Annotated in this window: 21 protein-coding genes and 1 pseudogene; 8 read left to right on the top strand and 14 right to left on the bottom strand. The window is 39.0% G+C overall.

Annotated features, from left to right (window positions below; genetic code table 11):
- Positions 1–147: 147 nt before the first annotated feature.
- Genes IGJ41_RS12165 through IGJ41_RS12175 form a run of 3 tightly spaced genes read right to left on the bottom strand, consistent with a single transcriptional unit; the run spans position 148 to position 2404 of the window.
- Positions 148–447: a rhodanese-like domain-containing protein gene (locus tag IGJ41_RS12165; RefSeq protein WP_002355066.1), complete on the bottom strand. Its 300-nt coding sequence runs from the start codon at positions 445–447 to the stop codon at positions 148–150.
- On the bottom strand, positions 440–2089 hold the full coding sequence (locus IGJ41_RS12170) for an FAD-dependent oxidoreductase (RefSeq protein WP_173963726.1): 1650 nt from the start codon (positions 2087–2089) through the stop codon (positions 440–442). Before IGJ41_RS12170 ends, IGJ41_RS12165 begins: the two co-directional genes overlap by 8 nt.
- A complete protein-coding gene (locus tag IGJ41_RS12175) occupies positions 2090–2404 on the bottom strand; it encodes a rhodanese-like domain-containing protein (RefSeq protein WP_002365287.1) in 315 nt (104 codons plus the stop codon).
- A 168-nt stretch (positions 2405–2572) separates the two neighbouring features.
- Between IGJ41_RS12175 and IGJ41_RS12180 the strand changes: the two genes are divergently transcribed.
- Entirely contained in the window at positions 2573–2833 is a 261-nt protein-coding gene (locus IGJ41_RS12180) for a metal-sensitive transcriptional regulator (protein WP_002355063.1), read from the top strand.
- A 48-nt stretch (positions 2834–2881) separates the two neighbouring features.
- On the opposite strand, the gene IGJ41_RS12185 is transcribed toward IGJ41_RS12180, so the two are convergent.
- Together IGJ41_RS12185 and IGJ41_RS12190 are read right to left on the bottom strand one after the other, a co-directional pair.
- Positions 2882–4141, bottom strand: coding sequence for an MFS transporter (locus IGJ41_RS12185; protein ID WP_010816797.1), 1260 nt, complete (start codon positions 4139–4141; stop codon positions 2882–2884).
- Positions 4142–4238: 97 nt separating this feature from the next.
- Positions 4239–5447, bottom strand: coding sequence for a pyridoxal-phosphate-dependent aminotransferase family protein (locus IGJ41_RS12190; RefSeq protein ID WP_002355061.1), 1209 nt, complete (start codon positions 5445–5447; stop codon positions 4239–4241).
- A gap of 171 nt (positions 5448–5618) precedes the next feature.
- On the opposite strand from IGJ41_RS12190, the gene IGJ41_RS12195 reads away from it, so the two are divergent.
- Complete coding sequence (locus IGJ41_RS12195; RefSeq protein WP_104855702.1) at positions 5619–7244, top strand: PucR family transcriptional regulator; 1626 nt, start codon at positions 5619–5621, stop codon at positions 7242–7244.
- Positions 7245–7361: 117 nt separating this feature from the next.
- On the opposite strand, the gene allE is transcribed toward IGJ41_RS12195, so the two are convergent.
- The 6 genes from allE to sylA form a co-directional block, all read right to left on the bottom strand.
- Positions 7362–8147, bottom strand: coding sequence for a (S)-ureidoglycine aminohydrolase (gene allE, locus IGJ41_RS12200; protein ID WP_002384779.1), 786 nt, complete (start codon positions 8145–8147; stop codon positions 7362–7364).
- A gap of 21 nt (positions 8148–8168) precedes the next feature.
- Positions 8169–9392 (bottom strand): allantoate deiminase, encoded by a 1224-nt coding sequence (gene allC / locus IGJ41_RS12205; RefSeq protein ID WP_156210202.1) that lies wholly within the window; start codon positions 9390–9392, stop codon positions 8169–8171.
- Between the two features lie 181 nt (positions 9393–9573).
- Positions 9574–10938: an allantoinase AllB gene (gene allB, locus IGJ41_RS12210; RefSeq protein ID WP_438714518.1), complete on the bottom strand. Its 1365-nt coding sequence runs from the start codon at positions 10936–10938 to the stop codon at positions 9574–9576.
- Positions 10939–12435, bottom strand: a complete 1497-nt coding sequence (gene allW, locus IGJ41_RS12215) for an allantoin permease (RefSeq protein ID WP_104855703.1) — start codon at positions 12433–12435, stop codon at positions 10939–10941.
- Between the two features lie 594 nt (positions 12436–13029).
- Positions 13030–13542 (bottom strand): GNAT family N-acetyltransferase, encoded by a 513-nt coding sequence (locus IGJ41_RS12220; protein ID WP_156210200.1) that lies wholly within the window; start codon positions 13540–13542, stop codon positions 13030–13032.
- A gap of 18 nt (positions 13543–13560) precedes the next feature.
- Positions 13561–14013, bottom strand: coding sequence for a transcriptional regulator SylA (sylA, locus tag IGJ41_RS12225; protein ID WP_113794613.1), 453 nt, complete (start codon positions 14011–14013; stop codon positions 13561–13563).
- A 192-nt stretch (positions 14014–14205) separates the two neighbouring features.
- Here sylA and IGJ41_RS12230 point away from each other — a divergent pair, with 192 nt between their 5' ends.
- Positions 14206–14898 (top strand): hypothetical protein, encoded by a 693-nt coding sequence (locus IGJ41_RS12230; RefSeq protein WP_173963723.1) that lies wholly within the window; start codon positions 14206–14208, stop codon positions 14896–14898.
- Positions 14899–15061: 163 nt separating this feature from the next.
- Here IGJ41_RS12230 and IGJ41_RS12235 read toward each other — a convergent pair whose 3' ends face one another.
- From IGJ41_RS12235 to IGJ41_RS12245, 3 genes and pseudogenes are all read right to left on the bottom strand, one after another.
- Positions 15062–16723, bottom strand: a complete 1662-nt coding sequence (locus IGJ41_RS12235) for a SulP family inorganic anion transporter (RefSeq protein WP_173963722.1) — start codon at positions 16721–16723, stop codon at positions 15062–15064.
- Between the two features lie 120 nt (positions 16724–16843).
- Entirely contained in the window at positions 16844–17515 is a 672-nt protein-coding gene (locus IGJ41_RS12240) for a glucose-6-phosphate 1-dehydrogenase family protein (protein WP_156210198.1), read from the bottom strand.
- Positions 17516–17780: 265 nt separating this feature from the next.
- Positions 17781–19439: pseudogene (locus IGJ41_RS12245) on the bottom strand (PucR family transcriptional regulator).
- Between the two features lie 127 nt (positions 19440–19566).
- Here IGJ41_RS12245 and IGJ41_RS12250 point away from each other — a divergent pair.
- The 5 genes from IGJ41_RS12250 to IGJ41_RS12270 all read left to right on the top strand — a co-directional run bounded on the left by IGJ41_RS12250 (position 19567) and on the right by IGJ41_RS12270 (position 26146).
- Entirely contained in the window at positions 19567–20433 is an 867-nt protein-coding gene (locus tag IGJ41_RS12250; RefSeq protein WP_156210196.1) for a DUF2877 domain-containing protein, read from the top strand.
- On the top strand, positions 20411–21970 hold the full coding sequence (fdrA, locus tag IGJ41_RS12255; RefSeq protein WP_025186696.1) for an acyl-CoA synthetase FdrA: 1560 nt from the start codon (positions 20411–20413) through the stop codon (positions 21968–21970). The genes IGJ41_RS12250 and fdrA overlap by 23 nt, the downstream gene beginning before the upstream one ends.
- Positions 21957–23381: a DUF1116 domain-containing protein gene (locus IGJ41_RS12260; RefSeq protein ID WP_002355045.1), complete on the top strand. Its 1425-nt coding sequence runs from the start codon at positions 21957–21959 to the stop codon at positions 23379–23381. The genes fdrA and IGJ41_RS12260 overlap by 14 nt, the downstream gene beginning before the upstream one ends.
- Positions 23382–23424: 43 nt before the next feature.
- Complete coding sequence (locus IGJ41_RS12265) at positions 23425–24606, top strand: hypothetical protein (RefSeq protein ID WP_002381125.1); 1182 nt, start codon at positions 23425–23427, stop codon at positions 24604–24606.
- Between the two features lie 100 nt (positions 24607–24706).
- Positions 24707–26146: a helix-turn-helix domain-containing protein gene (locus tag IGJ41_RS12270; protein ID WP_002419572.1), complete on the top strand. Its 1440-nt coding sequence runs from the start codon at positions 24707–24709 to the stop codon at positions 26144–26146.
- The last annotated feature ends 4 nt before the right edge of the window (positions 26147–26150 follow it).

Genomic DNA, 26150 nt, shown 5'->3' on the forward strand with positions numbered 1-26150 from the left:
TTGACGAGTTTGTCATTTTATTTAGTATATAATGAATAAAAAAATCGGTCCCTTCATCTTCCTATCATTCCTCTTACAGTTTTGACACATCTTTATCTAACAAAAAAACGTTTATCCTGTGTAAAAGGATAAACGTTTTTTGTTATTTTATTGTTCTAATTGACCCAACCAGCCAGATGTACCACCTAGAACATTGGTTACTTGATACCCTTGTTGACTGAGAAACGCACATGCTTGTGCGGAGCGCGATCCCATTTGACAAATCAGATAATAGGGTTGGTTTTTATCTAATTGCTGATAATTTTCGGTTAAAGTACTTAAAGGTAAGTTGATGGCCTGAGGGACATGCCCCAGTTGGTATTCCATTTCTTCTCGTACATCAATAATCGGTAATTTTTTTCGTTTTGCTTCCTGATAAAATTCAGGCATGCCAATCGTGTTATACATTTTCTAGTTCCTCCGGTTTTACCATTCTATATAGCGCAAAAGCACCATCTAAATTTCTGACTGAGATGCCCGCTTGTTTTAGCATCCGTTCTGCAATATAACTACGCAAACCACTGTGACAACTAACAATGTACTCCGTTGACTTGTCTAATTCCTCCAAACGTTCTCTTAACTCATTTAAAGGAATAGACACAGCATTTTTAAATTGACCATTGGCTTGTTCAGCGGGATTACGGACATCTAATAAAACAGCCCCCTTAGCTAATTCGTTGGATAACTCATACCATTGAACGTTTTCACTCAATCCTTCTACAAGGTTCATCGCTGCATAGCCTAACATGTTCACAGGATCTTTCGCTGAACCAAACGGCGGCGCATAGGTAAACTCTAATTCAGGCAAATCAAAAATAGTTAACTGTCCTTTAATAGCGGTCGCAAGAATATCAATCCGCTTATCTACGCCCTTTGCCCCAATTCCTTGTGCACCATAAATTTCCCCTGTCGTAGGATGGAAAACTAATTTTAACTGAAGATCTGTTGCGCCAGGATAATACCCCGCATGGTCTTTTCCACTGATATGCACAACAGCTGTTGTTAGTCCAGCAGCTTTAGCAGCCCGTTCGCTTAAACCAGTTGAAGCGGCGGTTAAATCAAAGACTCGCACAATAGCGGTCCCAATGCTCCCTTGATTTTTTCTCTCTAACCCAGCAATCACATCCGCTACTTGACGTCCTTGGCGATTGGCGGGGGAAGCTAAAGAAATCAGCGCATCTTCTTGAGTGATTTGTTGTTTCACTACAATAGCATCCCCAACCGCATAAATATCGGGTTGATTCGTTTGATAGTGTTCATCAACAACAATACCGCCACGTAAACCAGTTGCTACACCTGCTTCAACTGCTAAGGTATTTTCTGGTTGGACACCCACCGACAAAATGGTTAAATCAGAAGCTAATGTTTGACCGTCTTCTAAGCGAATCACTTGCCCTTCTTCTTCAAAAGCAACCGCAGATTGTCCCGTAATTACTTGAACATTGTTTTTGCTTAATTCAACTTTGACAAAAGCGGCCATTTCTTCGTCTAATGGCGGTAAAACATGGGGTGCCTTTTCCACGAGAGTGACTTCTAATCCGCGTTTTTGTAAGTTTTCTGCCATTTCCAAGCCAATGAAGCCTGCGCCAATCACGACGGCTCGTTTTGTTTCTGGTGTCAAGGCTGTCATAATTTGATCTAAATCAGGAACATTTCTTAATGAAAAAACATTTTTGGCTTCTGCCAATCCTGTAATTGGTGGCACAAAAGGTTTCGCCCCTGGTGATAAAATTAATTTGTCATAGTGTTCTGTTAAAATTTCTGTTTCATGTTTCACTGTGATCACTTTTTCTATTGGATCAATTGCCACGACTTCATGGTGAGGACGAACATCTAAATTAAACCGTGCCTTTAACGCTTCGGGTGTTTGAACAAGCAGTTGCTCTCTTTCTGCGATTTCGCCAGAAACGTAGTAAGGCAAACCACAGTTTGCAAATGAAACAAAAGGGCCTTTTTCCATGACAACAATTTCAGCATCTTCCATTAAGCGACGTAAACGTGTCGCTGCTGACATGCCACCAGCCACGCCTCCAATAATTACAATTTTCATTTATTTTCCTCCTTTAATTTGACCAGACCATTGGGACATCCCGCCACGAACGTTAATCACGTGATAGTTTTTTCTCGCTAAAATTTTGGCCGCATTTTTACTGCGCATGCCAGACTGGCAAATCACATAGACTTCGTTAGCGGATTTGTTGTAGGCGGGAATTTTGTTAAGTGGGACATTAATCGCTTGTGGAATATGCCCTGCGCGGTATTCGCTAGGTGTCCGGACATCTAATAACGTTATCTCTTTAGATAAACGTGACTGCAATTCTTTTGTTGAAATACTTGGCGTTTTTTTAAACAATTGAAATAACATCTTTTTCTCCTTCTCTTATATACCTTACGGGGTATATTTAACATGAAAAAGTTAGACTTGTCAACTGAAGAGATTTCTGCCATTTTTAGATTCAAAGAAAAGATAGTTGACAAAAATACCTAGTGTAGGTATATTTTAAACCAATCACTACTCTTAAGGAGGGGCAAAATGACTGAAGAAAAAAAGAAAGTGCTGAATCGTTTACGCCGCACAGAAGGTCAAATTCGCGGGATTCAAAAAATGATTGATGAAGAAAAAGAGTGTATCGATGTTATCACTCAGTTGAGTGCGGTCCGTTCTAGTATTGATCGCGTAATGGGGATGATTGTTGCGGAGAATTTAAAGCATTGCTTTGAAAATCCTGAAAAAGATCCTAAAGAACAAGAAGAGCGATTAGCACAAGCGATTAATATGATTGTCAAAAAGTAAAACAACGCAAACTTATTCAACGAAAGATAAGTTTGCGTTGTTTTATTTTTATTTATTAGAGGAATCTGCCCCGCGTTTTTTTAAATTGACAAGCATAAAAAGAATCGTGCCAATTAGTAAAATCACGACGGCGATATAAAAGCCCATGACTTTCGAACCAGTTGTGTCAGAAATTTTCCCAGTTAAAGCTGGGGCGATCACAGATGACATCATGCCGAAAAAGTTAAACACACCCAAAGTAGTGCCAATTCCAATTTTTGGTGCATTTTCACCTAGCCAAGAAATAATAATCGGTTCTACAGCTAATTTCCCTAAGAACCCATACATAATTAAAGCAATTAATAACAACGTTGCATTACTTACTTGTACAGTTAACAAAAGCATGGCTGTTGCTAAAAATTCTAAAACAACGATGAATTGAACTTTTTTATGCATGTACTTATCCGCCAACCGACTAAAAAATAACGCTCCTGGAATAGAGGCAAATGCGACCAGCGAAGAGGACAATCCAATTGCCGCTCCTTGGAAACCACGTTCGGTACTTAAAAAATTAGGTAACCAAGTCACAATCATATAATATGCATAACAAGTGCCAAAATATAAAATGTACGCAAATAGCATATGTGGCGCAAACAGTTTTTTAAAGGGCACTTTTTCTTTTACCGCTCCGTTATCTTTTTCATCAACAACGGTTGGCTGAATCAAGGCCATGTCTTCTTTATGATTGCGAATAATCACTTGAAAAGCTACTAACATACAAATAATCATAAAGGCGGAAATGTACATCATCACTTGCCAAGGCAATCCTTTTTGGGCAACTAAATAACTAGATAAAATCATCCCTAAACCTGAACCAACTGCTGAACCACTGTTGACAATAGCTGTTGCAAAACTTTTTTTGGCTTGAGGAATGTTTTGCGACGTCAACGAGTAAGCCGAGCCATAGAAAGAACCACATCCTAAACCTGCCAATAAGCTACCTAAGTAAATTATTCCAATCGTTTGGGCTTGGGCAATCAGTAATGCTGCCAGCGCAAACAAGATAAAGCCTGGAATTAATACACGTTTTTTCCCAATTTTGTCTACCAAGAAGCCTGCAGGAATCTGCATGACTACGTAACCGAGAAAATAAAAGCTAGAAATGGACCCTAGGGCCGTATCTGAAGCGTTACCATTTAAAGACGCACGAATTTGCGGATAAACAGGAGAAAGCGCGGAACGATAAATCCAGATTGTTACCCAGCCCATACATAGTAAAATAACGATTTTTTTCCAATAAGCCAACGAACTTTTTGTCTTGTCTGTCATTTTCTTTTCCTCCACCAATCATTTTTTTGGTTAACGTTTCATAAGGAACAAAAGCACTACGCTTTTTTACGTAGTGACCTTTGTCCTACCTTCTTTTTTAGTTTAAATACTCAGCCAATGCATGAGTACTACCGCTACCGCCTTCAAATTGATAACCTTGGTGTTTCAATACAGTCTCAAAGGCACTCAAGAAATGCAACACATTGTCTTCGCGACTGCTGTACCCCATATTACCGACCCGCCAAATTTTTCCTTTTAAATCACCGAAAGAAGAGGCAATTTCAACTTTAAAATGATCCAGTAATAAGCTCCGCACCTTTTCACCATCAATTCCTTCTGGAATGACCACAGGAATGACTGTTGGTGTTTTTGTGTCTAACTTCCCGAAAATTTCTAAGCCCATTTTTTGCAGACTTTCAACTAAAATACGATCGTTTTTCCGATGACGTGCGTAGACATTTTCCATGCCTTCTTGAAGTAACAAGCGCAGCCCTTCATGTAGCCCATAAATCATTGTAGTCGCTTCTGTATGGTGATTTAAGCGCTCTGGTCCCCAATATTTTTCTAATTGCGATAAATCCAAGTAGTTACTTTGAATGAACCGTTCATTCCGCGCATCCGCGCCAAGCCCTAACTCTTTTTGGTAACGGCCCGCCAGATAATCGGCTACACGTTGGTTGTAGGTAATCAAAGAAAGGCCTGAAGGTACGCTGACACATTTTTGAGTGCCTGCTACCGCAATATCAATCTTCCAATCATCGACCTTTGTTTCGACACCGCCGTAAGTCGCCACCATATCTACTACGAAGAAAATTTCATTTTCCCGACAAAAGGCGCCAATTTGATCCAGTGGTTGCATTTGTGCATTCGCCGTTTCGCCGTGGACCATCGCAACAATTTTTGGTTGATGTTCTTTAATCGCTTCAATCACCGTTGTTTGTTCAAACGGTGCGAGCCAGTCCTTTTCTAAATAAATGACTTCGGCCCGGGCGCGTTCGCAAATTTCACCTAATAAATAAGCAAACCGGCCATACGCAGGCACAAGCACTTTGTCGCCTGGCTCAATCAATGCAAATAACCCCGCTTCCAAGCCTGAACGTGACGTGCCATCAATGGCAAAGGCTTGTTGATTCTTTGTGGCAAAAGGTACTTTAATCATTTCCCGAACTTCATCCATAATTTGTAGAAATTCTGGATCGAATTGCCCTAAAATTGGTTGACCCATTTGACGAAGTACCGATGGATGGGCTTCGACTGGTCCCGGCGTCATGATTGTTCGCCGTACAAAATTTGGTTGTTGATACATAGTAATCCCTCACTTCATTTTTAATTCTTCTCTTTTATTATCTTTGGAAAAACTCAGAAATTCATTGTTCAATTTGCACTATTTTGACTTTGTTTTTTAGACATATTCAATAACTATCTTTTGTACTCCTTTTTATTCTTCGCTATACTATAAAAAAAGGAGGTTGTTGTGATGAAAATATTAGCTGAGGTCTTGGCTTTACCAAGATTTTCTGACTTACAATTATTATCGTCTCACTCAAACTTAACACAGCCCTTGGAAAGTGTAGAAATCACGGAAACACCTGATGTGGCTGATTTTATCCCTAAAAATGTCATGATTTTAACAACGGCAATGATTTATAAAGATGATCAAGAAAAATTGAAACCTTTTATTGACTCGCTAAAACAAGCAGAGTGTACGGCTTTAGGAATCAAAGTTGGGCGGTTCCTTGACGAAATTTCACCTGAAATTGTTGACTATGCCAGTGCCGTTGATTTGCCCCTGATTAAAATTCCTAGCACACAGCCACTAGGCGGGTTGTTGCATGAAATTGTAGGCTATCTTCGTGATAGCAAAACCGAACAGATGTCTGTGGCATTTGACATCCAAAAGCGTTTTTCAACATTATTAATGCAAGATGTTGATGCTACGCGTTTCATCGCTGAATTTGCGAAAATTTTAAATGCGCCAATTATTTTATTAAGTCCTTGGCAACAGGTGATTGCCCACTCGAATTATTTTTATGGCAATCAAAAATCGGCGGAGTTTTTCATCGAACAATTATCAAAAGACCACTTTCAACAATTGGCACAAGAAAAGAAAATCTTTCGTTTAAAGGATGAGCGACAAGAAAACATTCAAGTAGCTGGCTTTCCAATTCGTGTGAACGATTATTTTCCCTATTATTTATTGGTCTTATCTCCTGAACAGATTCCTTATCCTATTTCTGAATTTGCCATTGATCAGGCCATTTTAGTTTTGACCTTTATGTTATTTAAAAACCAGAAAATTGCTGAATCTTTTGAACATCTCAAAACAGACTTTTTGGACCGCTTGCTTGACATACATCAAGAAGTGCTGAGTAAACATCAAAATTGGTTGGAACTTTGGAAAAATTATCGTTTAATCAACAGCGATTATTATCAATTAGCGATTGTCTACGGCGTGACTAAACCAGAAAATGAAACCCATATTCGTTATCAGCAAGCGGAAGGGCAACTAATTTTCCAATGGCTCAAAGAACAATTGCCGGAAATCCTGCCAGATGTCGCCTTGTTTAAATTAAAAAATCAAAATAAAAGTATCTTGATTTTTCAATCTAAGAAAAATGACCATTTGATGATTTTGCAAAACCTCGCTGAACGTTTGCAACAGGCTTTGCCTATTACCATTCGCTTTGCTTTAGGCAACGCTTATGAAAACCTAGAAGATTTGCCTAATTCTTATATTGAAGCTTCCTCGACATTAGAGGCTTCTTTACACGCTCAAAAACCAGCAACTGTGCAATTGTTCCATCCCAAAGGCCTAGCTGGACTTTTTGAAAAGATTGGCACTGAAGATGTTGAATACTTTTGCCAGCAACAATTGAAAGAGTTGGCCTATCCGACGGAACCGACGTTACAAGAATTACGAAAAACCTTGAAAGTTTTTTTAGATTTCAATTGCGAAATTACTAAAACGGCCAACGCTCTCTACCTTCACAGAAACACCATTAAATATCGCATGAATCAATGTGAAAAATTATTAGACACCTCTATTCAAGAGCCTGAGACGAGTTTACTCTTACGGGTAGCGTTGGAACTTTCAGAAAAATAATTAACAGGAAAATAGCCGAATAAAAGTAACGTCTACCAAGAAAAAGGACTCTACCGTTCACCACTGCGTGTTCAAATCCTATTGTTCCGAGGTCATTACTTTACATTCGGCTTTTCGTTATAATTCTGGTTCACGATTGGCATCTTTGGAATAAACGTACATTAGCGGTTCTTCACGGCCAACCGCATAGGCTGCTTGTGGCACATAGGCACTCATGAAAATATAGTCCCCTTTTTCCACTGGATACCATTCATTGTCCAAATTGTACATCCCTTGCCCACTAATTAAATACGCACCATGCTCTTGGACATGCGTTTCAATGTAGGCATGACTAGCGCCTGGTTCAAAAGATAAGATATGCATATTCATATCAAAGTCAAACTCTTTCGGTAATAAACTCCAAAGTAACACGTCTGTCATTCCTTCATATTCTTCTGGTTGTTGGTCATGAATTGACCCAACCACTTTATAAGGTTGATGGCCCGCCAACGGCTGATAGCGTTTTTTATATAAGAAAACTTCTGTGTCCGCTTCCTGTGCATTCGCTAAATACATTTTCATTTCAGGCGTAAAGTAGGCATAGCCCCCGGCTTCAAGCTCATGAGTTTCTTGACCATCTGAAACGCGCAAACGACCGTCAATGACATAAACCAACGTTTGGATCCCATCGCCACCAAAACCAGTTGTTTGTTGACCATTTTTATGAAACGTAGCAATGTAATCCACAAATGTCGCACCTAATTTAGGCGATCCCAAAATGGAAATATCGACATTTTCAAAACCAGGTACTGCATTTTGCACCAAACCATCATGGGGAATAATGGCGTAATTGTCTTTTTTTATCACAGCTCTTGATGTTAACAATTCTTTTTGGTAACCAACTCGATTATTTTTATAACCCATCACAATTCTTCCTTTTCTATCTTATTTATACGCTAATTCATATAAGGTATCTGCTAAAAGCTTGACGCCTTCAACCAAATCTGGAAATGCCGTTGCTTCTGCTGGATTATGACTAATCCCACCAATACTTGGCACAAATATCATCGCCGTCGGGTAATGGGGCGCAATAATTTGCGAATCATGCCCAGCGCCACTATGCATCATACGATACTGATACTTGCCTTCTTTGGCTTTTTGTTCAATAACTTCCACAATTGCTTGATTCATCGGTACAGGGGCTTCATCCATCCAGCGGTCAATTGCAATCGTTAAGCCTAATTCTTGAGCAATTGTCTTCATCCGTTCTTCTAATTCACCAGTAAAATGTCGTAAAAAAGCAGCGTCGGTATGACGGCAGTCAATTGTAAATTCCACTTCTCCAGGCACCACGTTGACTGTATTGGGTTTCGGAATGACTTTGCCGAATGTTAAAACTAACGGATCCCCAATTTCGTTCGCACGATCAATGGCTTCTGCACAAATTTTAGCAAAGCCGTACACTGCATCATGACGGTAACTCATTGGCGTAGTACCTGCATGATTGGCTTGCCCTTTTAAGTTAACCGTGTAGCGACGTTGCCCTACAATACTATGAACAACACCGACTTGGAGCTTTTCGTTCTCTAAAATATTGCCTTGTTCAATATGAATTTCGACAAATGCTTCAATGTCCTCACGTCTAGTTTGCTCTTGCCGAAAATCAAAGCCTTGGCGATGCATCTCATCAACAAACTTTTTACCTTCGTTGTCAGAGATGTCGACTACTTCTTCACATTTGGCTTCACCAACGACATTTTTGCTTCCCCAGAAAACCGTTGGAAAACGACTCCCTTCTTCTTCAGCCATGGAAAGCACTTCTAAAGAACGCCGTGGTTTCCCATATTTGTCTAATAAATATTGAACAGCCGTCATGGAAGCAATAACACCATATTGACCATCTAAGGTCCCACCATTAACTACTGTGTCGATATGTGACCCAGTTAAAATCGTTTCCTGAGGAAATTCCGTTCCTGCCACTCGACAAAACAGATTCCCAACTTCGTCAAATTGCGTTTCCAGTCCAAACGCCTCAGTTTGGCTTTGCACATACTTTTGTGCTGCCAACCACGAATCTGTATAAAGTAAGCGTGTCATCCCTCCAGCAGGATCACTCCCAATTGCTGACAACTCTTCGATTCTTTGTCTTAAAACTTTTTCCAAGTCCATCACAAAACCTCCTGACTGATTACACTCTAATTGTAAACGTTTCCCTAGTTATCTTCATTGTACTTATCAAACAAAATTAAGCCTTTTTTTGTGCGAAACAACCAACGAACATCCTCTAACTCGTGGACAGAGGCGCTAATTCAATTACGCTTCTGTCCCTTTCCATTTCTAAAATAGGTGTTTAATTTTTGATAAATACGCCGTTAAACGCCTCGGTTACCCCAGTTTCTTGTGCGTAAATTGTTTCGCCTCTTAAAATTGTTTGAATCACTTGGGCCCCAATTTCACGACCAATGTAAGGACTAATTTTATTTCGATATTCTAAATCTTCTGCTTTTAAGATATACGGTGCATTAGGTTTAATTAGTACAAAATCGGCATCCTTACCAATGCTGATGCGGCCCTTTTGTGCTAAGTGATAACGGTCAGCTGGGTTTGCTGCAATCATATCCGCGAATTGTTTCAAGGATAAACCACGTTTTTGGACGGCTTCATCGAATAACACGTCGACGTTATTTTGAACACCAGAAATGCCGCCCCAAGCTTCAAAAGCATTGGTTGTATCTTTTAAGTCTGGCGTACAAGGAGAATGGTCAGAGGTTACAAACGCGATGCCGCCTGTTTGCACGTGGTTCCATAAGGCGGCTTGTTGGTCCGCGTCACGAATCGGCGGCGAACATTTGACAACTGGACCAATGGCATCAAGTTCATCCGTGGTAAAATATAAATAATGCGTACATGTTTCACAAGTCACATCTACCCCTTCTGCTCGGGCTTTCAAAACTTCTTCCACGCCTTCTTGACAAGCCACATGACAAATATGAATCCGACAACCTGTTTCTTTGGCAAATAAAATGGCTTTTTGAATCGCTTCAACTTCGGTAAACACAGGACGTGTAGCTACATATGCTGCTAAAGTCGTTTCGCCATTTTGATAAGCTAACGCGCCTAATTTATCCGTAATTGGCGCATTTTCTGCATGGATTGCTAGCACTTTGCCAGTCTTAGCAACTTGTTTCATTCCTTCATATAGTGAATAATCGTCGACATTTTGAAAATCTCCTTCAATTGAACGATCGCCGCACGTTCCTAAAAAGCATTTATAGCCGGAAACGCCTCCTTCATCAAGTTCCTGAATCCCACCAGCCAAGTTGGTCGGGACCACGCCGCCAAATGACCCTACATCTACTTTTAGTTTATTTTCTCCTGCCTTGTATTTGATCTCAAGAGAGGTCTTATCCACAGTTGCTGGAATCTGATTTAAAGGCATTTCCATAAAGGTCGTCACGCCCCCTTTGGCACAAGCGGCCGTTCCTGTGACATACCCTTCCCATTCATCGCGGTAACCACCACCAGGATCGGTAATATGAACATGGGCATCCACCATCCCAGGACTAACGACTAAACCCGTCGCATCAATCACACGTTCTCCTGACAAGTCTTGCCCAATCGCTACGATTTTTCCTCCTTGAACGGCGACATCCGTAATGACTTCTCCAGTTTCTAAAATAACTAACCCGTTTTTAATCACTAACTCTGCTTGCATTTATTTTCCCTCCTGATAAGCTGTTTCTTTCACTTTTTTTGAATCCCAAGTCCATTTTTTTAACACTAAGTACAGCACAAAACCTGTGGTAAAGCCCACAAACCACGAAATATCAGCAATGATTTTAACCTGTGGAATAAATTGACCACTTAAGGAAAGAACCAACGCCAGAATAGTAGCAACATACGCCGGCTTGTTTAATCCGTAAAAAGGATTGGCTTCCTCTTTTTTGTGTTTATCTACGTATAAAGCATTTAAATCAATTTGTTGCTTTTGAACAAAATAATAATTCGCAATCATCACGCCAGCGACTGGTCCTAAAACAGCTCCAATTGCGTTCAGAAAAATAAAAATACTATCGGCGTTTTCCATCAGTTTCCAAGGCATAATGAGAAAGCTGATAACACTGGCAATCATGACGCCTTTTTTATACGTCATTTTTTTAGGAAACAGTGCTGCCAATTGATAACCTGCCGGAATGATGTTCCCTGTTGCATTCGTTGAAATAGTCGTTAATAAGAAAACTGACATGGCTAAGACCACCACCGCCACATTATCTAAACGATCAATAATGTTTAAAATATTCCATTCTTGAATCCCAAAATACAGCGAACCACCTAACAGAATAACCACACTGGAAAAAGCGAAAATCCCATAACCAACAACTAAACCTGCTGTTTGCCCCACAACCTGAGCACGTGTCGAGCGCGCATTCTTAGTAAAATCCGCCACACTCGCACCAGGCGCTGACCAAACGGCCACAACCGAGTTAAAAATAATCAGATACGCCACAAGTGGATTGACTGAACGAATCGCACCAGAAACTTGATAGGACAAAATTGGTGTTAAACCGCCCCCAGCTCGAATGGCCCAAATCGTTAATCCAATAATAACGACATAAATCAACGGACTTAAAATGGCGGTAAACCGGTTCAAAATTTTGCTACCACCGAAACCTATTGCCACATTTAAGAGCCAGAAAAGAGTAAACGCCATTAATTCAGGTAGCCTGAGACCAAAAAACTGGAATGACCCACCAATTTGTAAAAAGTTCGGCCAAAATTTCCCGAGAATAATTAATAAAGCGAGCGATCCTGTAAACGTTTGCAGACCAAACCAAGCAATTGCGGCCACACAACCTCTTAAGAACCCTGGCAGTTTTGCCCCGAGACTGCCGTAAGTAGACTGTAAGTGCATCGCAAAAGGAATGCCATATTTAGAGCCAGCCCCGCCATTTAAATTCATGAAAGTTGCTACAATGAATGAGCTTAACACAACTGCCAGCATAACTTGCAGCGGCGATAAACCTAAGAAAATAAAGCCGCCCACTGCTGCATAATTCGGGATATTATGAATCGAACCCATCCATAATGTAAAAAAATTGCGCGCGCCCATCGTCCGTTGTTTCGGGCTACTTGGCAACAAATCCTCATTGTAGCCACGTGCTTTCATCGCTGTTTCTTCTTGAGCTGTTACTTGAGACACATTTTTCTCCACGACAAACTCTCCTTTTTATTAAAAATTTTTTTCTATTAAAACACCCTGCCTTCTCTTTTTTGTCACTTTTGCACAAACATGCGTACTACTCTCATCACACAAATTGTAAGCGCTTTTTATAACAACAATCATTAGTTACCCCAACTAAATAACAAACGATTCTTTGTTCACTTTGAACGAAAAAATAGCAACCTTTTTTATATCGCCCTCTCACTCTAGAAAGTAAGAAACAAATCTTTTTATTCACATATTATGTACAACTTCTCTTTTCAAATACTAAAATACGCTTATTATTAAAAATGACATAAATAAATTATACATTTAAATGAAATCCAACACAACATTTTTTAATCAAACACACACAAAACAGATAAACTGAAGTGGATTTTCAGGAAGAGACCCATCCTGAAAAAAGACACTGACAAAAGAGTTTTCTCACAAGATCGACAACTTTTCACAGATTCAAAATCTTCTTTTTCAATTTTTACGTTTTAAAAAATAACATTTTGAAAATAAAAAAATGCTTAATTTTAATCAAAAAAATAAACAAAGATTTCTGATTTTATCAGAAATCTTTGTTTCTAAATTTTCTTGCTATAATTCCTTTAACAAAATAAAATCCGTCTGTTCATCGTCTCCCATAAAAAATGAATGTTGACTGTAATAGCGGTAGCCAATTGTTTTATAAAATGCCCGCGCCGCATCATTGTGTTCCCAGACACCTAGCCACAGTGCTTTTTTACCAAATTCACGAGCTTTTTCTTCCGCCAGTTCTAACAATTGTGTTCCCAGCTTCTTTCCTTTAAACGCAGGCAAAATATACAATCGCTCAACCTCGAGCTTTTCTGACCCCATCGGTTCCGTTTGTGCCATCTCACGATTTAATTTCATGTAGCCAGCCAATTGATTATCGACCAAGATAAAATAAAAGTCAGAGTGGGGATTAGCTAATTCCTTTTGTAATTTTTCTAAATTGTAGGCTTCTACTAAATAGGCTTGCATATTTTCTGGCGTATTGTACGGTCCAAAAGTATCTGTATATGTTTCAATGCTGATTTCTTGTAACACTGGTGCATCCTCTATTGTTAATTGTTTTATTTCTCCCATCGACCAGTCGTCCTTTCCTTAATAATTTCGTGTGTTCCCTTTTTTGACAAATTCCCAATCTTCGCTGACATTTTTACGCATCTGGACTAAGTACTCTGCCAATTGTGAAATTTCCACTTCTGACAAGCCTTGCAAAGCCACTTGATTCGAGTGTTGATTTTCGCGCACAATGATTGGATAAACGTTTTTCCCTTTTTCTGTGGCATAAATCCGCTTAATTTTTTTGTTGCTTGCATCTTCTTGACGATAAATAAAGCCTTGTTCTTCCAAACGCTTAATCGCCCGCGCCGCTGTGGTTCGATCAACTTTAATCAGTTCGGCGATCTTTTCTTGGATAATCCCAGGATTTTCACAGACCCTGACCAAATAAAGATATTGTCCTCGTGTTAAAGATAATTCCTTAAATTCAATATTACTGATTGAATCTAAGGCCCGCGCAATCATGCCAATTTCTCTTAAAATATCTGTCACTAGGACACTTCCTTTCGCTAATATTTTATGATTGTCATTACTTTAACTTATTTTTGTTGTAAATGCAACAAAAATAAGTATAAAAACTACAGATTTAAACAATTGGAGCATTCATGAAAATAAAATAATTATTCCTTTTGTTATATTAACAAGTACGATAAAATTAGTTATAGCGTCTATAGGAGGAATAGTATGAAAAAATTAGTTTGTGTTATTTTAGTTATTTTTTTAACAGGTTGTAGTTCTCAGAAAGCGAATGAACCTAAAAAACAAGAAAATTCTACTAATAGAACAACATCAATGAAAAGCAGTACTAATCATTACAGTTCTAGCACAGAAACAAGCTCTAGTAATAAACTAAAAGAAACTTCTGAAAGTTCCAGCACCACTCAAACTTCGGCAAAGTCTAAAAATGAAGTATCTACAAATGTCGAAGAAGCAAATTCTTTAGAAGCAACACCTTATGCTGTCGATCTTAGTAGTTTAAACAATCCACTCGTATTTAATTTTAAAGGAATGAATGTGCCAACTTCAATTACGTTAGAGAACTTAAATTCAACACCAACTGCTACCTTCCGAACTAAATTGTTTGGGGCTGAAAATGGTCAAGTGAAAGAAGCCATTAATAAATATGACCTATCTATAAATACAATTCCTACAAAAGAGATTAGAATATTTTCAGCGGGCGATAACAGTATTCGCACCGTTAAAGTAAATACAGAGTTAATTTTAGGAACTAATATTTCTTCAAACGATGAACAAAATAGATCGGGCACTTTATACTTATTCAACAATAAAAATGGTTCAATATCTTTAATCACTCCTAACTACGCAGGCAATGTTACGGATGATCAAAAAGACGTTATGCTAGAAGTAATTCAATAAATAACCAAAAAAATAATAAAGAGAAAACTTCATACTTAGAAGTTTTCTCTTTATTATTTTTTTGGAACTTCTCTAGAAACTTGTTTTAGTCCCCACTTATTTTTCTTATTTCTTCACCCATTAAGCCCGCAATAGAAAATAGAACATTTTATTTGAAAATGACTTATTGTTCTGCAATATGCACCGTTTGTAAAAATTCTGCGACTGAGAAATGGTATTCTTTCTCTTGATTTCCTTGAATGGTTTGAATCATTTTTTCAACTTCTGGTTGCAGAGCGGCAAATTGAACTTGTTGTCCGCGACCTTCTGCTGCGAGACAAAATTCTTCTAAAATATCTAACGCCGTACTATCAATGCTAGGAACTCCTCGCATTGAAAATACTACACCACTTTTTGTTTCCAATTGTAGTAACGTTTGTTTCAATCGTTCAGAAGACATGAAAAATAACGGGCCACTCAAATAAACCACCACCCAATTTTCCGTACAATCGGTCGGTACTAGCCCCATTCTTGACCAATCAACTTCCTCGACATTAATCGTAATCACGGCACTTTTCGCAATGAAAAACAGGCAACCCGCTAAGACCCCTAAAACAATCGCTAAACTCAAGTCAAAAATAACGGTCGCTATCATCGTTAAAAAGAATAAACATAAGGCTGTGTGGAAACGTTTCTGGAAGAATTCTTTAATCACCGACCATTCATTCATTCGCCACGCTGTCACCACTAAAACACCAGCTAACGCAGGCATGGGAATTTTAGACATGACTGGCGATAAAAGCAACATCGATAACAATAAAAAGACTGCATGAAAAATACCCGCTAAACGTGTTTGCGCACCAGATTTAATTACTACGCTCGTGCGGGCAATCGCTGCCGTCGCAGGCACGCCACCGAAAAATGGCAAAATTAAGTTGCCAATTCCTTGTGCCACTAGTTCCTGATTACTGTCTAATGGTTTCCCTGTCATGCGACCAGCCGAAGCGCCACAAAGCAAACTTTCAATCATACCTAACATAGCAATGCTAATCGAAGGCACCAAAATATCCTGAAACGCACTTAATTGAAGCGAACCAAGTTCCAAACGTGTATCACTAAAAATACTTGTCGGAATTTTCCCTACAGTGGCCACTGGCAGTTGAAAAACCACTGTTGCTAACGTAGCTAAAATAATCATCACCAATGAAGCTGGTATCATCGCATTCCACTTTTTCGGAAAGAACACTAATCCAAGCACCACTAAAATCGACATCACCGTCGTTGGTATACTTAAATCAAAGCCCAATGAACGATAACTGCTGATTTTCTCAATTAAATTGTGTCCTTCTGAACGAACCCCAAAGAAATTATCAAGCTGCCCCAACGCAATAATAATAGCAATTCCTGAAGTAAACCCGGTAATGACCGGTGACGGAATAAAAGAAGTCAAGCTCCCTAAACGCAAAATCCCTGCCAAAAGCAAGAAAATTCCCGCCAAAAAGGTGGCCAATAAAATCCCTTGCATACCATGCACTGCCGCAATTGACATTAAAATAGCTGCCATCGCACCTGTTGGTCCTGAAATTTGATAAAACCCACCCGAAAGGCTTCCAATCACAATTCCAGCGATAATCGCCGTGATCATGCCAGCTGCTGCAGTGGCGCCGCTGGAGACCCCAAACGCTAACGCTAACGGCAACGCGACGGCTGCGACAGTCAAACCTGCCAAGAAATCTTTTTTCAATTTTTTTTGATTATACCCTTTAAATTCATCCCTTATCATTTGTGTGTACTTTTTAAACATTCGCATCCTCTTTTCATGAAATTTCCATTCTAAAGATATCATATTTTCGGAAAGATAATAAGGTGTTTTGTGAAGGAAATCGCAATTTTTTTTCGTCTTCTCTCCATTATTAATGAGTTAATTGTTGATGACTAGAAGAAAAAAACTTCTCTGATCAATAAATCAATCAAAGAAGTTTTTTTCTTCATGTAATGCCACGTACAGAGGTGCTAATTCTTGAAGCGCCTGACAACTTTTTTCTTCAATCGTTTCAAGCTTTTCTGTCGCAAACCACAACTTACCAATCTGAAAGGAGCGATTGCCTATCCGCTCTTCTAGAATTTTCCGCTGCTTTTCATCTGCTAAATAATCTTTTAAAGGCAAATGGTCCACTAGTTCATGCTCCTCCTGCGGCCAAATATAATAGCCTTCGCAGTCGATGGTTTGACTCCAAGCTTCTAAACGATTAAGCAATTGATTGTAAGCGACGACTGAGCCTGCCCGCTCCTCACTTTTGTAATGTTGAAACATCAAATATACTTGAAATTGCTTTTTATTTAATAACAACGCCAGACAAGCATTTTCCGCTTGGCGTTGCTCACTGCGATACGCAGCCCAGAAATGACTGCGTAAATTCCAGCCGTTGGTCCAGCTTTCGATTTTCGGCTTAGTGATGCCGAGTTCAGCTGATAAACTTTGGGCGATGACGAGGTTTAAGGCTTTCCACTTTTCCCAATGTTGCTTGTAGACTTGCTTTAAGGCATCGATTTCTGCTGATGTTTGTTGCTCTTTGAGTTGTTTGAATGTGAAGATTTCTCGGTTGAATAGGTTGAAGTCTTGATGGGTTAGGTTCATTTTTGGGCTTCTTTCTAGGGTGTATTTTGTTAAAATTATTTATTGTATCATGATGTAATTTTTGCTGATATATAAAACAGATAGTGTATAGAGACGATTGGGAACAGTGTAAGTGTAATGAAATACCCTAACTTTTTCAATAAAAAATGGCATCTTTTCAATAAAGATGCCATTTTTTATTGATTAAATTATTCTTCTTGTATAATCGTTTCTTTTAGCTATATATATATTCCATTAAATTAAAAACCGCCACTTATATTGCTTCTTAAGTTCCCACAAACAACGCCACTTCCAACGCCAACAAGTCCACTTCCTTATCAAAATCCAACAGCACTAGCTGTTCAATTTTCTCCAATCGTTGTAACAAAGTATTACGATGAATAAAGAGCTTTTTGGCTGTTTGAGACAAGTTTCGTTTTGATTGAAAATAGACATTCAGTGTATGGACAAAGTCGGTATGTTGCTGTTGATCACTTTTCTGCAATGGTTGAAGATATTTTTTTCTGAGGGTTGCTTGTCCTTCTTCTAAAAAATAACGTTGTAGTGTCTGTCTAAAATGAAAATTCGCGTAGGAAGCAATCCTCATTTCAGGTTTTTCTGCAACGAATTGACGTTGAAAGGCTAAAATGTCAATCGCTTGTTGATAAGATTCATGAATCTGGGTCAGACCTTGAATCTTAGGTCCTATTGTTAGGAAAAGTTCCACATCTTCTTGTACTTTCATTAACTGATTTATGCTGCTTTTTGCTAGGCGTTGCATCATTTTCAGATAATCGCCTTCTTTTTCAGGTGGATCTTCAACTAATAAAATAAAGGAACTACCAATTTCAATACAAACAATTTTTTGTTTATCCCCTAAGATAACTTGGTTTAACTGGTTACCTAAAATAGACATTTTTTCTTGCCTTTGGCGTTCATTTAAGGTTAATGAAATTAGCAAAATCGCATAGGGCTTATCTATTGTCAAGCGATAATACTGTTGAAATTGTTGGAAAACAGCTTGATCCCTCTTTTCATGCGCAATCAGCTTAAAAAATAATTCGTTTCGTTGTTGGTATTCTTCAAATTTCCGTGAGTATTCCAATTGCAATTGTAAAAGTAAGTAATGAGCTGTGATTTTAAAATGAGCCACGTCGACTGGTCGTAATGGGGCCAAGGTGTTCCAGACGAGTAAATAATATAAAATAACATTTTTCTTTTTAATTGGATAAATTTCAATTGGCACCACTTGGTTCTAGAGTTTCAACTGTAAATGAATCGGTTCTTGATAAAAGCGTAGTAATGGATGACTTTGTTCCAGCAATTGTTTTTGGAACTCTGAGGTTTCTTGTCTATCTTCTAAAATGCTAGAAATACGAATTGGGTTTTTAGGCAAGTCAAAAAAATTAACTCCTTCAAAGTGGTCATTCAATAACAAGACAGGATTTTGAATGGTTTCTGCTAGATCCTGCAGCAAATGAAAACTGCTACTTCCCGTTTCTAAGATTTGATAAATTTTATTATGCAATGCGGTTTCTTGCGCATTCATGTCAAATTGTTCTAACGTGACACGACTTTTCAACACGTCAGCAATTTGCGAAAAGGTGTAGTTGTAAGGAATTGCTAAAATAGGTACATTCATTTCATTTGCTAGTTTGATTAGGTCTGGTGGAACTTCTTCAAAATAACGTTGGGTTTTAAATCCTAAGGCAGCACAATGGTGTTTGGCTAGTTCTTTCAAAAAATTTTTCTGTAATTTCCGATCATCTTTAAATATGTACCCTGTCGTTAACAGCAGCTCACCTGCTGTTAGCCAATCTAAAATATCAGGATTTTCTAAAATATTGACTTTTAAAATCGGTTGGTCCTGATTTTTATGTCCTGCCACTAAGGTAATGCCAGGTAATTCTTCTAACGTTAATAAATCACTCACTTTTAACATCATTTATCCTCCCAATGTACAAATTGTCCATTCAAACTTGTAAATCAATGTCATTTTTAGCAATTGTTTAGCGTGCTGGATTCTTTTATTATGAATTCATGAAAGCGCTATTAAAAAGGAGGTCGTTGGAATGACAAAAATTTTAGCTTATGACCAAACGATTTTATCGAAACTCCCTCATCAAACATTGACTAGTTTGCAATGTTTTACGCACGCTATTAATTATGGTCATGTAGACACCCAAGAAATTCTCTTGACCATTTCAACGCATCCCGAACATATAGCACCTAACACGATTATACTCGATGAAAAAAAACTTAGCCATTTCGCTGATTTACCTGTCCAAATTGAGCCCCTGTTTATCCGGTTAGGCCGACGACAATTAACACTAGCCGATGCCCAAATTTGGCAACCAACGTCACTTTATTTAACACCCAGTAAAACAAAGATAGCTATTTTTTTAACGTATATTCAGCAAACTCGTTTCAATCCTTGGCAAGCACTTTTCCCTGCTTCGCCGTCAACCTTTCTTTTTGATTCTTATAGTCGGACCCAGATTCAAAAAGAAATGGTTCATTTTCAACAAGCTTGGGCGCAAAAATCTTTTAAAATAGCTCTTGATTGTTTAACGAAGATTTTGGGATTGGGGATTGGTTTAACCCCCACTGGCGATGATTTTATCACAGGATTACTTGCTAGTTTTTCTGCATTACAGCAGCTTCCCTCGAATTTCCAACAGCTGGCTGTGCTAGCCAAGGAACGAACGAATGCGGTCAGTTATGCGGAAATCCATGAAGCAGTGAACGAGCGGTTTTCTCAACTAGTTCAGCGTGTTTTTTTATCAATTGAAAGTGGAAATACAAACGAAATGGCTCAAGCGGTTTCAGCTTTAGAGGAGGTGGGCTCAACTTCAGGAAGCGACATACTTTGCGGCATTATTTTTGGTTTAAAATTATTTTGTGAGGAGAATAATCATGACAATTCAAACAGTAATTAAAGAGAACGCCTATTTTGATTCAGTTACTTTAATGACCATTTCAACACGAGCCAATGAACTGGCTGGAGTTAAAACTGCAATGATTGGGATGGGAACCGACATGAATCTTGAAGTGATTCGGAATGTTGGGTTATATACACCCGCCTTGGAGCATGTTACAACAGGTGATTTATTAATTGTTTTAGATCTTGATGACCAAGCGAACTCAGAAGAAATTTTACAGCAAGTCGACGAGTTATTTACAAAGAAAAAGAAAACCGCTTCTTCTGAAGTAACCTATAAGACGTTAGATTCAGCCCTTCATGAAGAGCCTGATGCCAACTTAGTTGTAATTTCTGTCAATGGAAAATTTGCTGCACGAGAAGCGCATAAAGCTTTAGATCAGCAAAAACACGTCATGCTCTTTAGTGATAACGTGACGGTTGACGAGGAATTAGCGTTAAAACAAAAAGCACACGAAAAAGAACTGTTTGTGATGGGCCCTGATTGTGGAACAGCGATTATTAATGGCGTTGGGTTATGTTTTGCTAACGAGGTACGTTCAGGAGATATTGGAATTGTCGGCGCTTCTGGTACAGGCAGCCAAGAAGTTAGTGTCCAAATCCATAAATATGGTTATGGGATTTCACAATTAATTGGTACTGGTGGCCGTGATTTGTCTGCTGAAATTGGTGGGCTGATGATGCTTGACGGGCTGGATGCTTTAATGGCTGACGAACAAACTAAGGCAATTTTGCTTATTTCTAAACCGCCTGCTCCAGAAGTAACAGAGAAAATTTTAAAAAAATTAGCTGTTTCAACTAAACCAGTTGTTATTTATTTTATCGGCAGTGAACAAACGGAACGAAAAATAGACAACGTCACTTTTGCTACTTCTTCTCTGGATGCAGTTCAAAAAGTGATTCAATTTAGTCAAACACAGGAAGCGGAAACCAGCCTCTATCAAAATCCGACAGGCGCAACGTTAACAGCCATCCAACAGCAACAAGCCCCTTCTCAAAAATTTGTTCGTGGGTTGTTCTGTGGTGGCACTCTTTGTGATGAACTTTTATATGCTTTAACAGAAGTCTCTGATGATGTTTATAGTAATATTCATAAAATTCCTGAACGACAATTAGCAAATCCTGACCACAGCCAAGCACATACATTGATTGATTTCGGTGATGATCGTTTCACAGAAGGCCGCCCACATCCAATGATCGATCCGACTTCTCGGATTACTCGCATTCTTCAAGAAGCCAAAGATCCTGAAGTGGCAGTTTTAGCGTTAGATTTTGAATTAGGTTATGGTTCTCACGAAAATCCCGTTGGCGTGTTAGCGGAGGCGTTAAAGGAAGCCAAAGCAATAGCGAAAGCAGATGGTCGTGAGTTAGCCATTATTGGCTATGTTTTAGGGACCGAAGAAGATCCACAAGATATTCATGAACAGCGGAAAATTTTAGAAGATTTAGAGGTTCTCGTTGTCGACAGCAGTCATCAACTTTGCGAAGCCACCAAAACTTTTGTAAAAGGAGCGAACGAACATGAGCAGAAATGATCTTTTTAAACAGCCTTTAGATACGATCAATGTAGGCATTGACTTTATTCATGAAGATATGAAAAAACAAGGGATTCCTTCACATCAAGTAAATTGGGCACCGCCAGCCAATGGTGACCCAGAGCTATTAAAATTATTGGATCAATTAAAAAATCCAACACTTTATGAAAAAATCCAACAAGCCAACGAAGAAGCGGTTACCCGCATTATTCAATCAAAACCTATTTTAGTAGGATTTGATAAAGCAATTAATGTCATGCCCGATATGACTGAAACGACCATTTTACATGCTGGGCCACCCATTACTTATGAAAATATGTGCGGACCGATGAAAGGTGCCGTTCAAGGAGCGCTTGTTTTTGAAGGATTAGCAAAAGATCTAGCTGATGCCGATCGGGTTGCTCGTTCTGGCGCGATTACGTTTTCTCCTTGTCATGAACATGATGCCGTTGGTTCTATGGCTGGCGTGACTTCTCCGAATATGTACGTTCATATTATAAAAAATGAAACGTACGGCAACACGGCTTTTACTAATTTAAGTGAACAATTGGCGAAAGTTTTACGATTTGGTGCAAATGATCAATCCGTCGTGGATCGTCTGATTTGGATGCGCGATGTTTTAGGTCCATTACTTCATGATGCCATGACTTTTTGTCCAGAAGGCATTGATTTACGCTTAATGCTTTCGCAAGCCTTGCATATGGGCGATGAGTGTCATAATCGCAATGTAGCTGGAAGTACGTTGTTAGTCCAAGCATTAACGCCTTACATGGTTCAAACTGATTTTTCTCGTGAACAATTAAAAGAAGTATTTGAATTTCTTGGCAGTTCTGACTATTTTTCTGGTCCGACTTGGATGGGTGCCGCTAAATGTGCGTTAGATGCTGGGCATAATGTGGAGAATAGTACAATTGTCACCACCATGTGTCGCAACGGGGTCGAATTTGGAATTCGTGTCAGTGGGATTGGTGGAAATCACTGGTTTACGGGGCCTGCCCAACGGGTGATTGGTCCGATGTTTGCTGGTTACACACAAGAAGATGCTGGTTTGGATATGGGCGATAGTGCTATTACAGAAACGTATGGTGTTGGCGGATTTGCCATGGCAGCTGCACCAGCAATTGTCCCATTAGTTGGCGGAACAGTGGCAGAAGCATTGAATTATTCAAAAGAAATGCTGGAAATTACTACGAAAGAAAATCCCAATGTCACGATTCCTGTTTTAGATTTTATGGGGATTCCTTCAGGCATCGATGTCTTAAAAGTCTTAGAAACAGGGATGCTGCCTGTCATTAATACTGCTATTGCTCATAAAGAACCGGGGATTGGTATGATTGGCGCTGGATTGACTAATCCGCCAGCAAATGTCTTTAACGAGGCACTAAAAGCTTTAGTAGCTAAAATAAACTAATTTCAAAAACTTAGTAAAATGTCATTTTTTTTGGAGCGATCATATGAAAAATAAATCGATCAATTACGAAGCCGTTTTAGCTCTTGTTGTAAAAATTTTTTTGGGAATGTTCCTGTATTGGATCATGAATGGCTTTCGACATGTGTCTAACTTTTTTCCTTACAATGACGTAGTTACCAAAGTGAATCAGCAGGGATTTTACAAATTTATCTATTTTGTTATGAACTTCACGGAAGGGGAATTTTACGGTGGACTTTTTACAACGCTTTTCTTACTAATCGGCGGTCTGATTGCTTGGCAACTTTATCGGAAAAATTCAAAATGGCAGGGATTTGCAATTGCTGGTGGCTCTGGTGCTTGGCCTTGGGTACTTGCTTCTCAGCTACTTTCCCTCTTTTTAACTATTTATGTTTTTGATTTTACACGCTTTTTTACAAAAGAAGTGTTGTGGTTACCAACATTTATTGTGGTGGTCGGCACGCCGCCAGCTTTAACGCTCGTTTATGGTCCTGGCTGGAAAAAATTAGGAACGATTTCTCTGTTGAGTGCGCTTTTCACCTTTCCGTTTGCCAATTGGCTGAATGCGCAATTGATGCCCCTTTTAAATGTACCTGGGACAGTTTCCAACGTTACCACAATGGCTTTTGTTGGCTGGATTGTTTCAGCCATCTGTCATCAACTTCCTTGGATGGTTCCTTCTGTTGCACCAATCGCTCAGAAGCGGCAAAAACAACCTAAAATTGAAAATACGCAAACCTTTCAATGGTCAATACGACGCACTTTTGCTGACTTCTCCGAAGCTTGGTTTTATGGAAATGAGTTAGTTGGAGGTTTGGTAATTCTAGGCGTTTTAGCAGATTGGTTTGTCAATATTAATCATATTACAAATGGTTCTGGCTTGGTTCCTGACATTTTAATGGGACAAATGATTGCTTCGGCTGTGGGTGTTTTTCTTTATCGAAAACATTTCGCTGAAGAAGGTTGGTATCCAACATTTATGCCACTGGTCAGTATTGTTCCTGGTGTGATTTTAATGATGGGTGGTGGCTTTTGGCTTTCCCTGACCATCGCCGTTTTAGCAGGAATCAGTGCGGCCCCTGTCGGTAGCTATATTGCTAAACGATTACCTCCGTTTGTTCCTGGTGCTGTCGGCTTTGTATCAGGAATGGCTGTTGTAACCATTTTATTGTCAGCCGTTTTGCATACATTTGATATTTTTGTATAGTGAATAAAAAGAAGCGAATGACGATTCGCTTCTTTTTTTAATTGACCAATCCCCTTTTTATCCGTATTCTTAAGCAAAAGGAGGTTTTGCCATGTACTCCATGTTAAAACGTGTGATAACGGAAAAAGATTTGCTTCGGCAAATTCGTTTGTTGGAACAGTTGTTAAATGTTCCTCAGCTGACAGCCAAGCGTTTAGCCACGCAAATCCAGACGACAGAGCGAACCGTTTTTTCGGATTTACAGTATATTCGCAGTCAATTACCCGCCGACTGGTCCATTGAAACCGATAGCAGTGGTATTCGGTTACGTAATCAGGGGAATGCGCAAACCAATGAGCTTTGGTCATTATTTTTACCTCAATCCATTAGTATTCAACTATTAAAAGAGCTACTATTTACGAAAGAGTTAGTAACAACTTCTTTTTTGAGCACTAGTGGTGTTTCTTATGAAACTTTGAAGCGACATATCAAAAAAATGAATCAGGCCTTACGTGATTTTCATTTAACGATTCAACTAACAACGACGACCATTCAGCTAATCGGGGCAGAAAGCAATATTCGGATTTTTTATCATCGTTTGTTGGTGCCTTTTACTCATAATAATTATTTTTTTGACGATTATTCTATTCATGAGGAGCATTATTTTCAATTTTTGAAACAAGTTTACAGTAGTGAGTTGACGGTGGAAACGGAAGAAATTTTTGGCGCTTGTTGGTTTTTTATTAACACGATTCGCAACAAAGCCAATTGCCGAGTGAGTCAATTTTCTTTTGATTCAAAAGATGTCTTGTTTCAACTTTATCAACCGTCCTTGGCAAAACTTTATGCTTCTGAAGGCATCTATTTGCAAGGAGAGGAAAGTTTTTTTGCCTTCTTTTGTTTCTTAGAAAGCTGGAATTACGATAATGTCTATGGCGAAACGTTGGCTTCTGCGCTCCACACTCATTACAGTCAGCTGCGAAAGTCGTTACAGCAGTTTGTCACTAATTTGTCCACTGAAGAAGCCCGGCCTGATTTAATCCAAACAAATTTATTGGATAATCTGTTATTGTTATTCATTAAATATACCGAGTCCCCAACACTTTCTGAGCAATTTCAATTGGAATATCAAGAATTAATGACCGAACAAGCCGCAGAGGACCTTGCGTTATCAAAGAGCAACCAAGAACTTTTGGAGATTTTATCTCGCTACACCACGATTGAAGAACCGACTTATTTTCTTAGTTTGGCTTCTTTGTTAGAAAAACAAGCCATTTATTCCATTCAGGCGCAAACGATGACTGCCTATTTCCTCTTTCAAGGGGAACCTGCTTGGAAAGCTTTTTTACAACAAGAATTAGCTGCTTATTTAGGTACTCGTGTGAAATTACAAGCCATTGAATATGTGGAACTAAGCCAGTTGACGTTAAATGAAGCCGACATAATTATTTCCAATTTTCCCTTGGATCATCTTGATCTTCCTGTCTTTTATCTCTCTTTAATTCCAACAAAAAATGAACTCCGCCGACTAGCAGAGCTCACTCTTCATTCTTATTTTTAAAGGA

The sequence above is a fragment of the Enterococcus sp. DIV1537a genome (genome assembly GCF_051712085.1).
GTDB classification, from domain to species: Bacteria; Bacillota; Bacilli; order Lactobacillales; family Enterococcaceae; genus Enterococcus; species Enterococcus faecalis.

Coding starts and splice junctions, on each gene's coding strand:
- IGJ41_RS12220 (WP_156210200.1), bottom strand. CDS start 13,542: ATGGGAGAAATAAAACAATTAACAATAGAGGATGCACCAGTGTTACAA.
- IGJ41_RS12170 (WP_173963726.1), bottom strand. CDS start 2,089: ATGAAAATTGTAATTATTGGAGGCGTGGCTGGTGGCATGTCAGCAGCG.
- IGJ41_RS12270 (WP_002419572.1), top strand. CDS start 24,707: ATGTTAAAACGTGTGATAACGGAAAAAGATTTGCTTCGGCAAATTCGT.
- allB (WP_438714518.1), bottom strand. CDS start 10,938: ATGCAAGCAGAGTTAGTGATTAAAAACGGGTTAGTTATTTTAGAAACT.
- IGJ41_RS12180 (WP_002355063.1), top strand. CDS start 2,573: ATGACTGAAGAAAAAAAGAAAGTGCTGAATCGTTTACGCCGCACAGAA.
- IGJ41_RS12250 (WP_156210196.1), top strand. CDS start 19,567: ATGACAAAAATTTTAGCTTATGACCAAACGATTTTATCGAAACTCCCT.
- allE (WP_002384779.1), bottom strand. CDS start 8,147: ATGGGTTATAAAAATAATCGAGTTGGTTACCAAAAAGAATTGTTAACA.
- IGJ41_RS12195 (WP_104855702.1), top strand. CDS start 5,619: ATGAAAATATTAGCTGAGGTCTTGGCTTTACCAAGATTTTCTGACTTA.
- IGJ41_RS12175 (WP_002365287.1), bottom strand. CDS start 2,404: ATGTTATTTCAATTGTTTAAAAAAACGCCAAGTATTTCAACAAAAGAA.
- IGJ41_RS12260 (WP_002355045.1), top strand. CDS start 21,957: ATGAGCAGAAATGATCTTTTTAAACAGCCTTTAGATACGATCAATGTA.
- IGJ41_RS12265 (WP_002381125.1), top strand. CDS start 23,425: ATGAAAAATAAATCGATCAATTACGAAGCCGTTTTAGCTCTTGTTGTA.
- allC (WP_156210202.1), bottom strand. CDS start 9,392: ATGGACTTGGAAAAAGTTTTAAGACAAAGAATCGAAGAGTTGTCAGCA.
- IGJ41_RS12165 (WP_002355066.1), bottom strand. CDS start 447: ATGTATAACACGATTGGCATGCCTGAATTTTATCAGGAAGCAAAACGA.
- IGJ41_RS12185 (WP_010816797.1), bottom strand. CDS start 4,141: ATGACAGACAAGACAAAAAGTTCGTTGGCTTATTGGAAAAAAATCGTT.
- fdrA (WP_025186696.1), top strand. CDS start 20,411: ATGACAATTCAAACAGTAATTAAAGAGAACGCCTATTTTGATTCAGTT.
- IGJ41_RS12235 (WP_173963722.1), bottom strand. CDS start 16,723: ATGATATCTTTAGAATGGAAATTTCATGAAAAGAGGATGCGAATGTTT.
- IGJ41_RS12230 (WP_173963723.1), top strand. CDS start 14,206: ATGAAAAAATTAGTTTGTGTTATTTTAGTTATTTTTTTAACAGGTTGT.
- IGJ41_RS12240 (WP_156210198.1), bottom strand. CDS start 17,515: ATGAACCTAACCCATCAAGACTTCAACCTATTCAACCGAGAAATCTTC.
- IGJ41_RS12190 (WP_002355061.1), bottom strand. CDS start 5,447: ATGTATCAACAACCAAATTTTGTACGGCGAACAATCATGACGCCGGGA.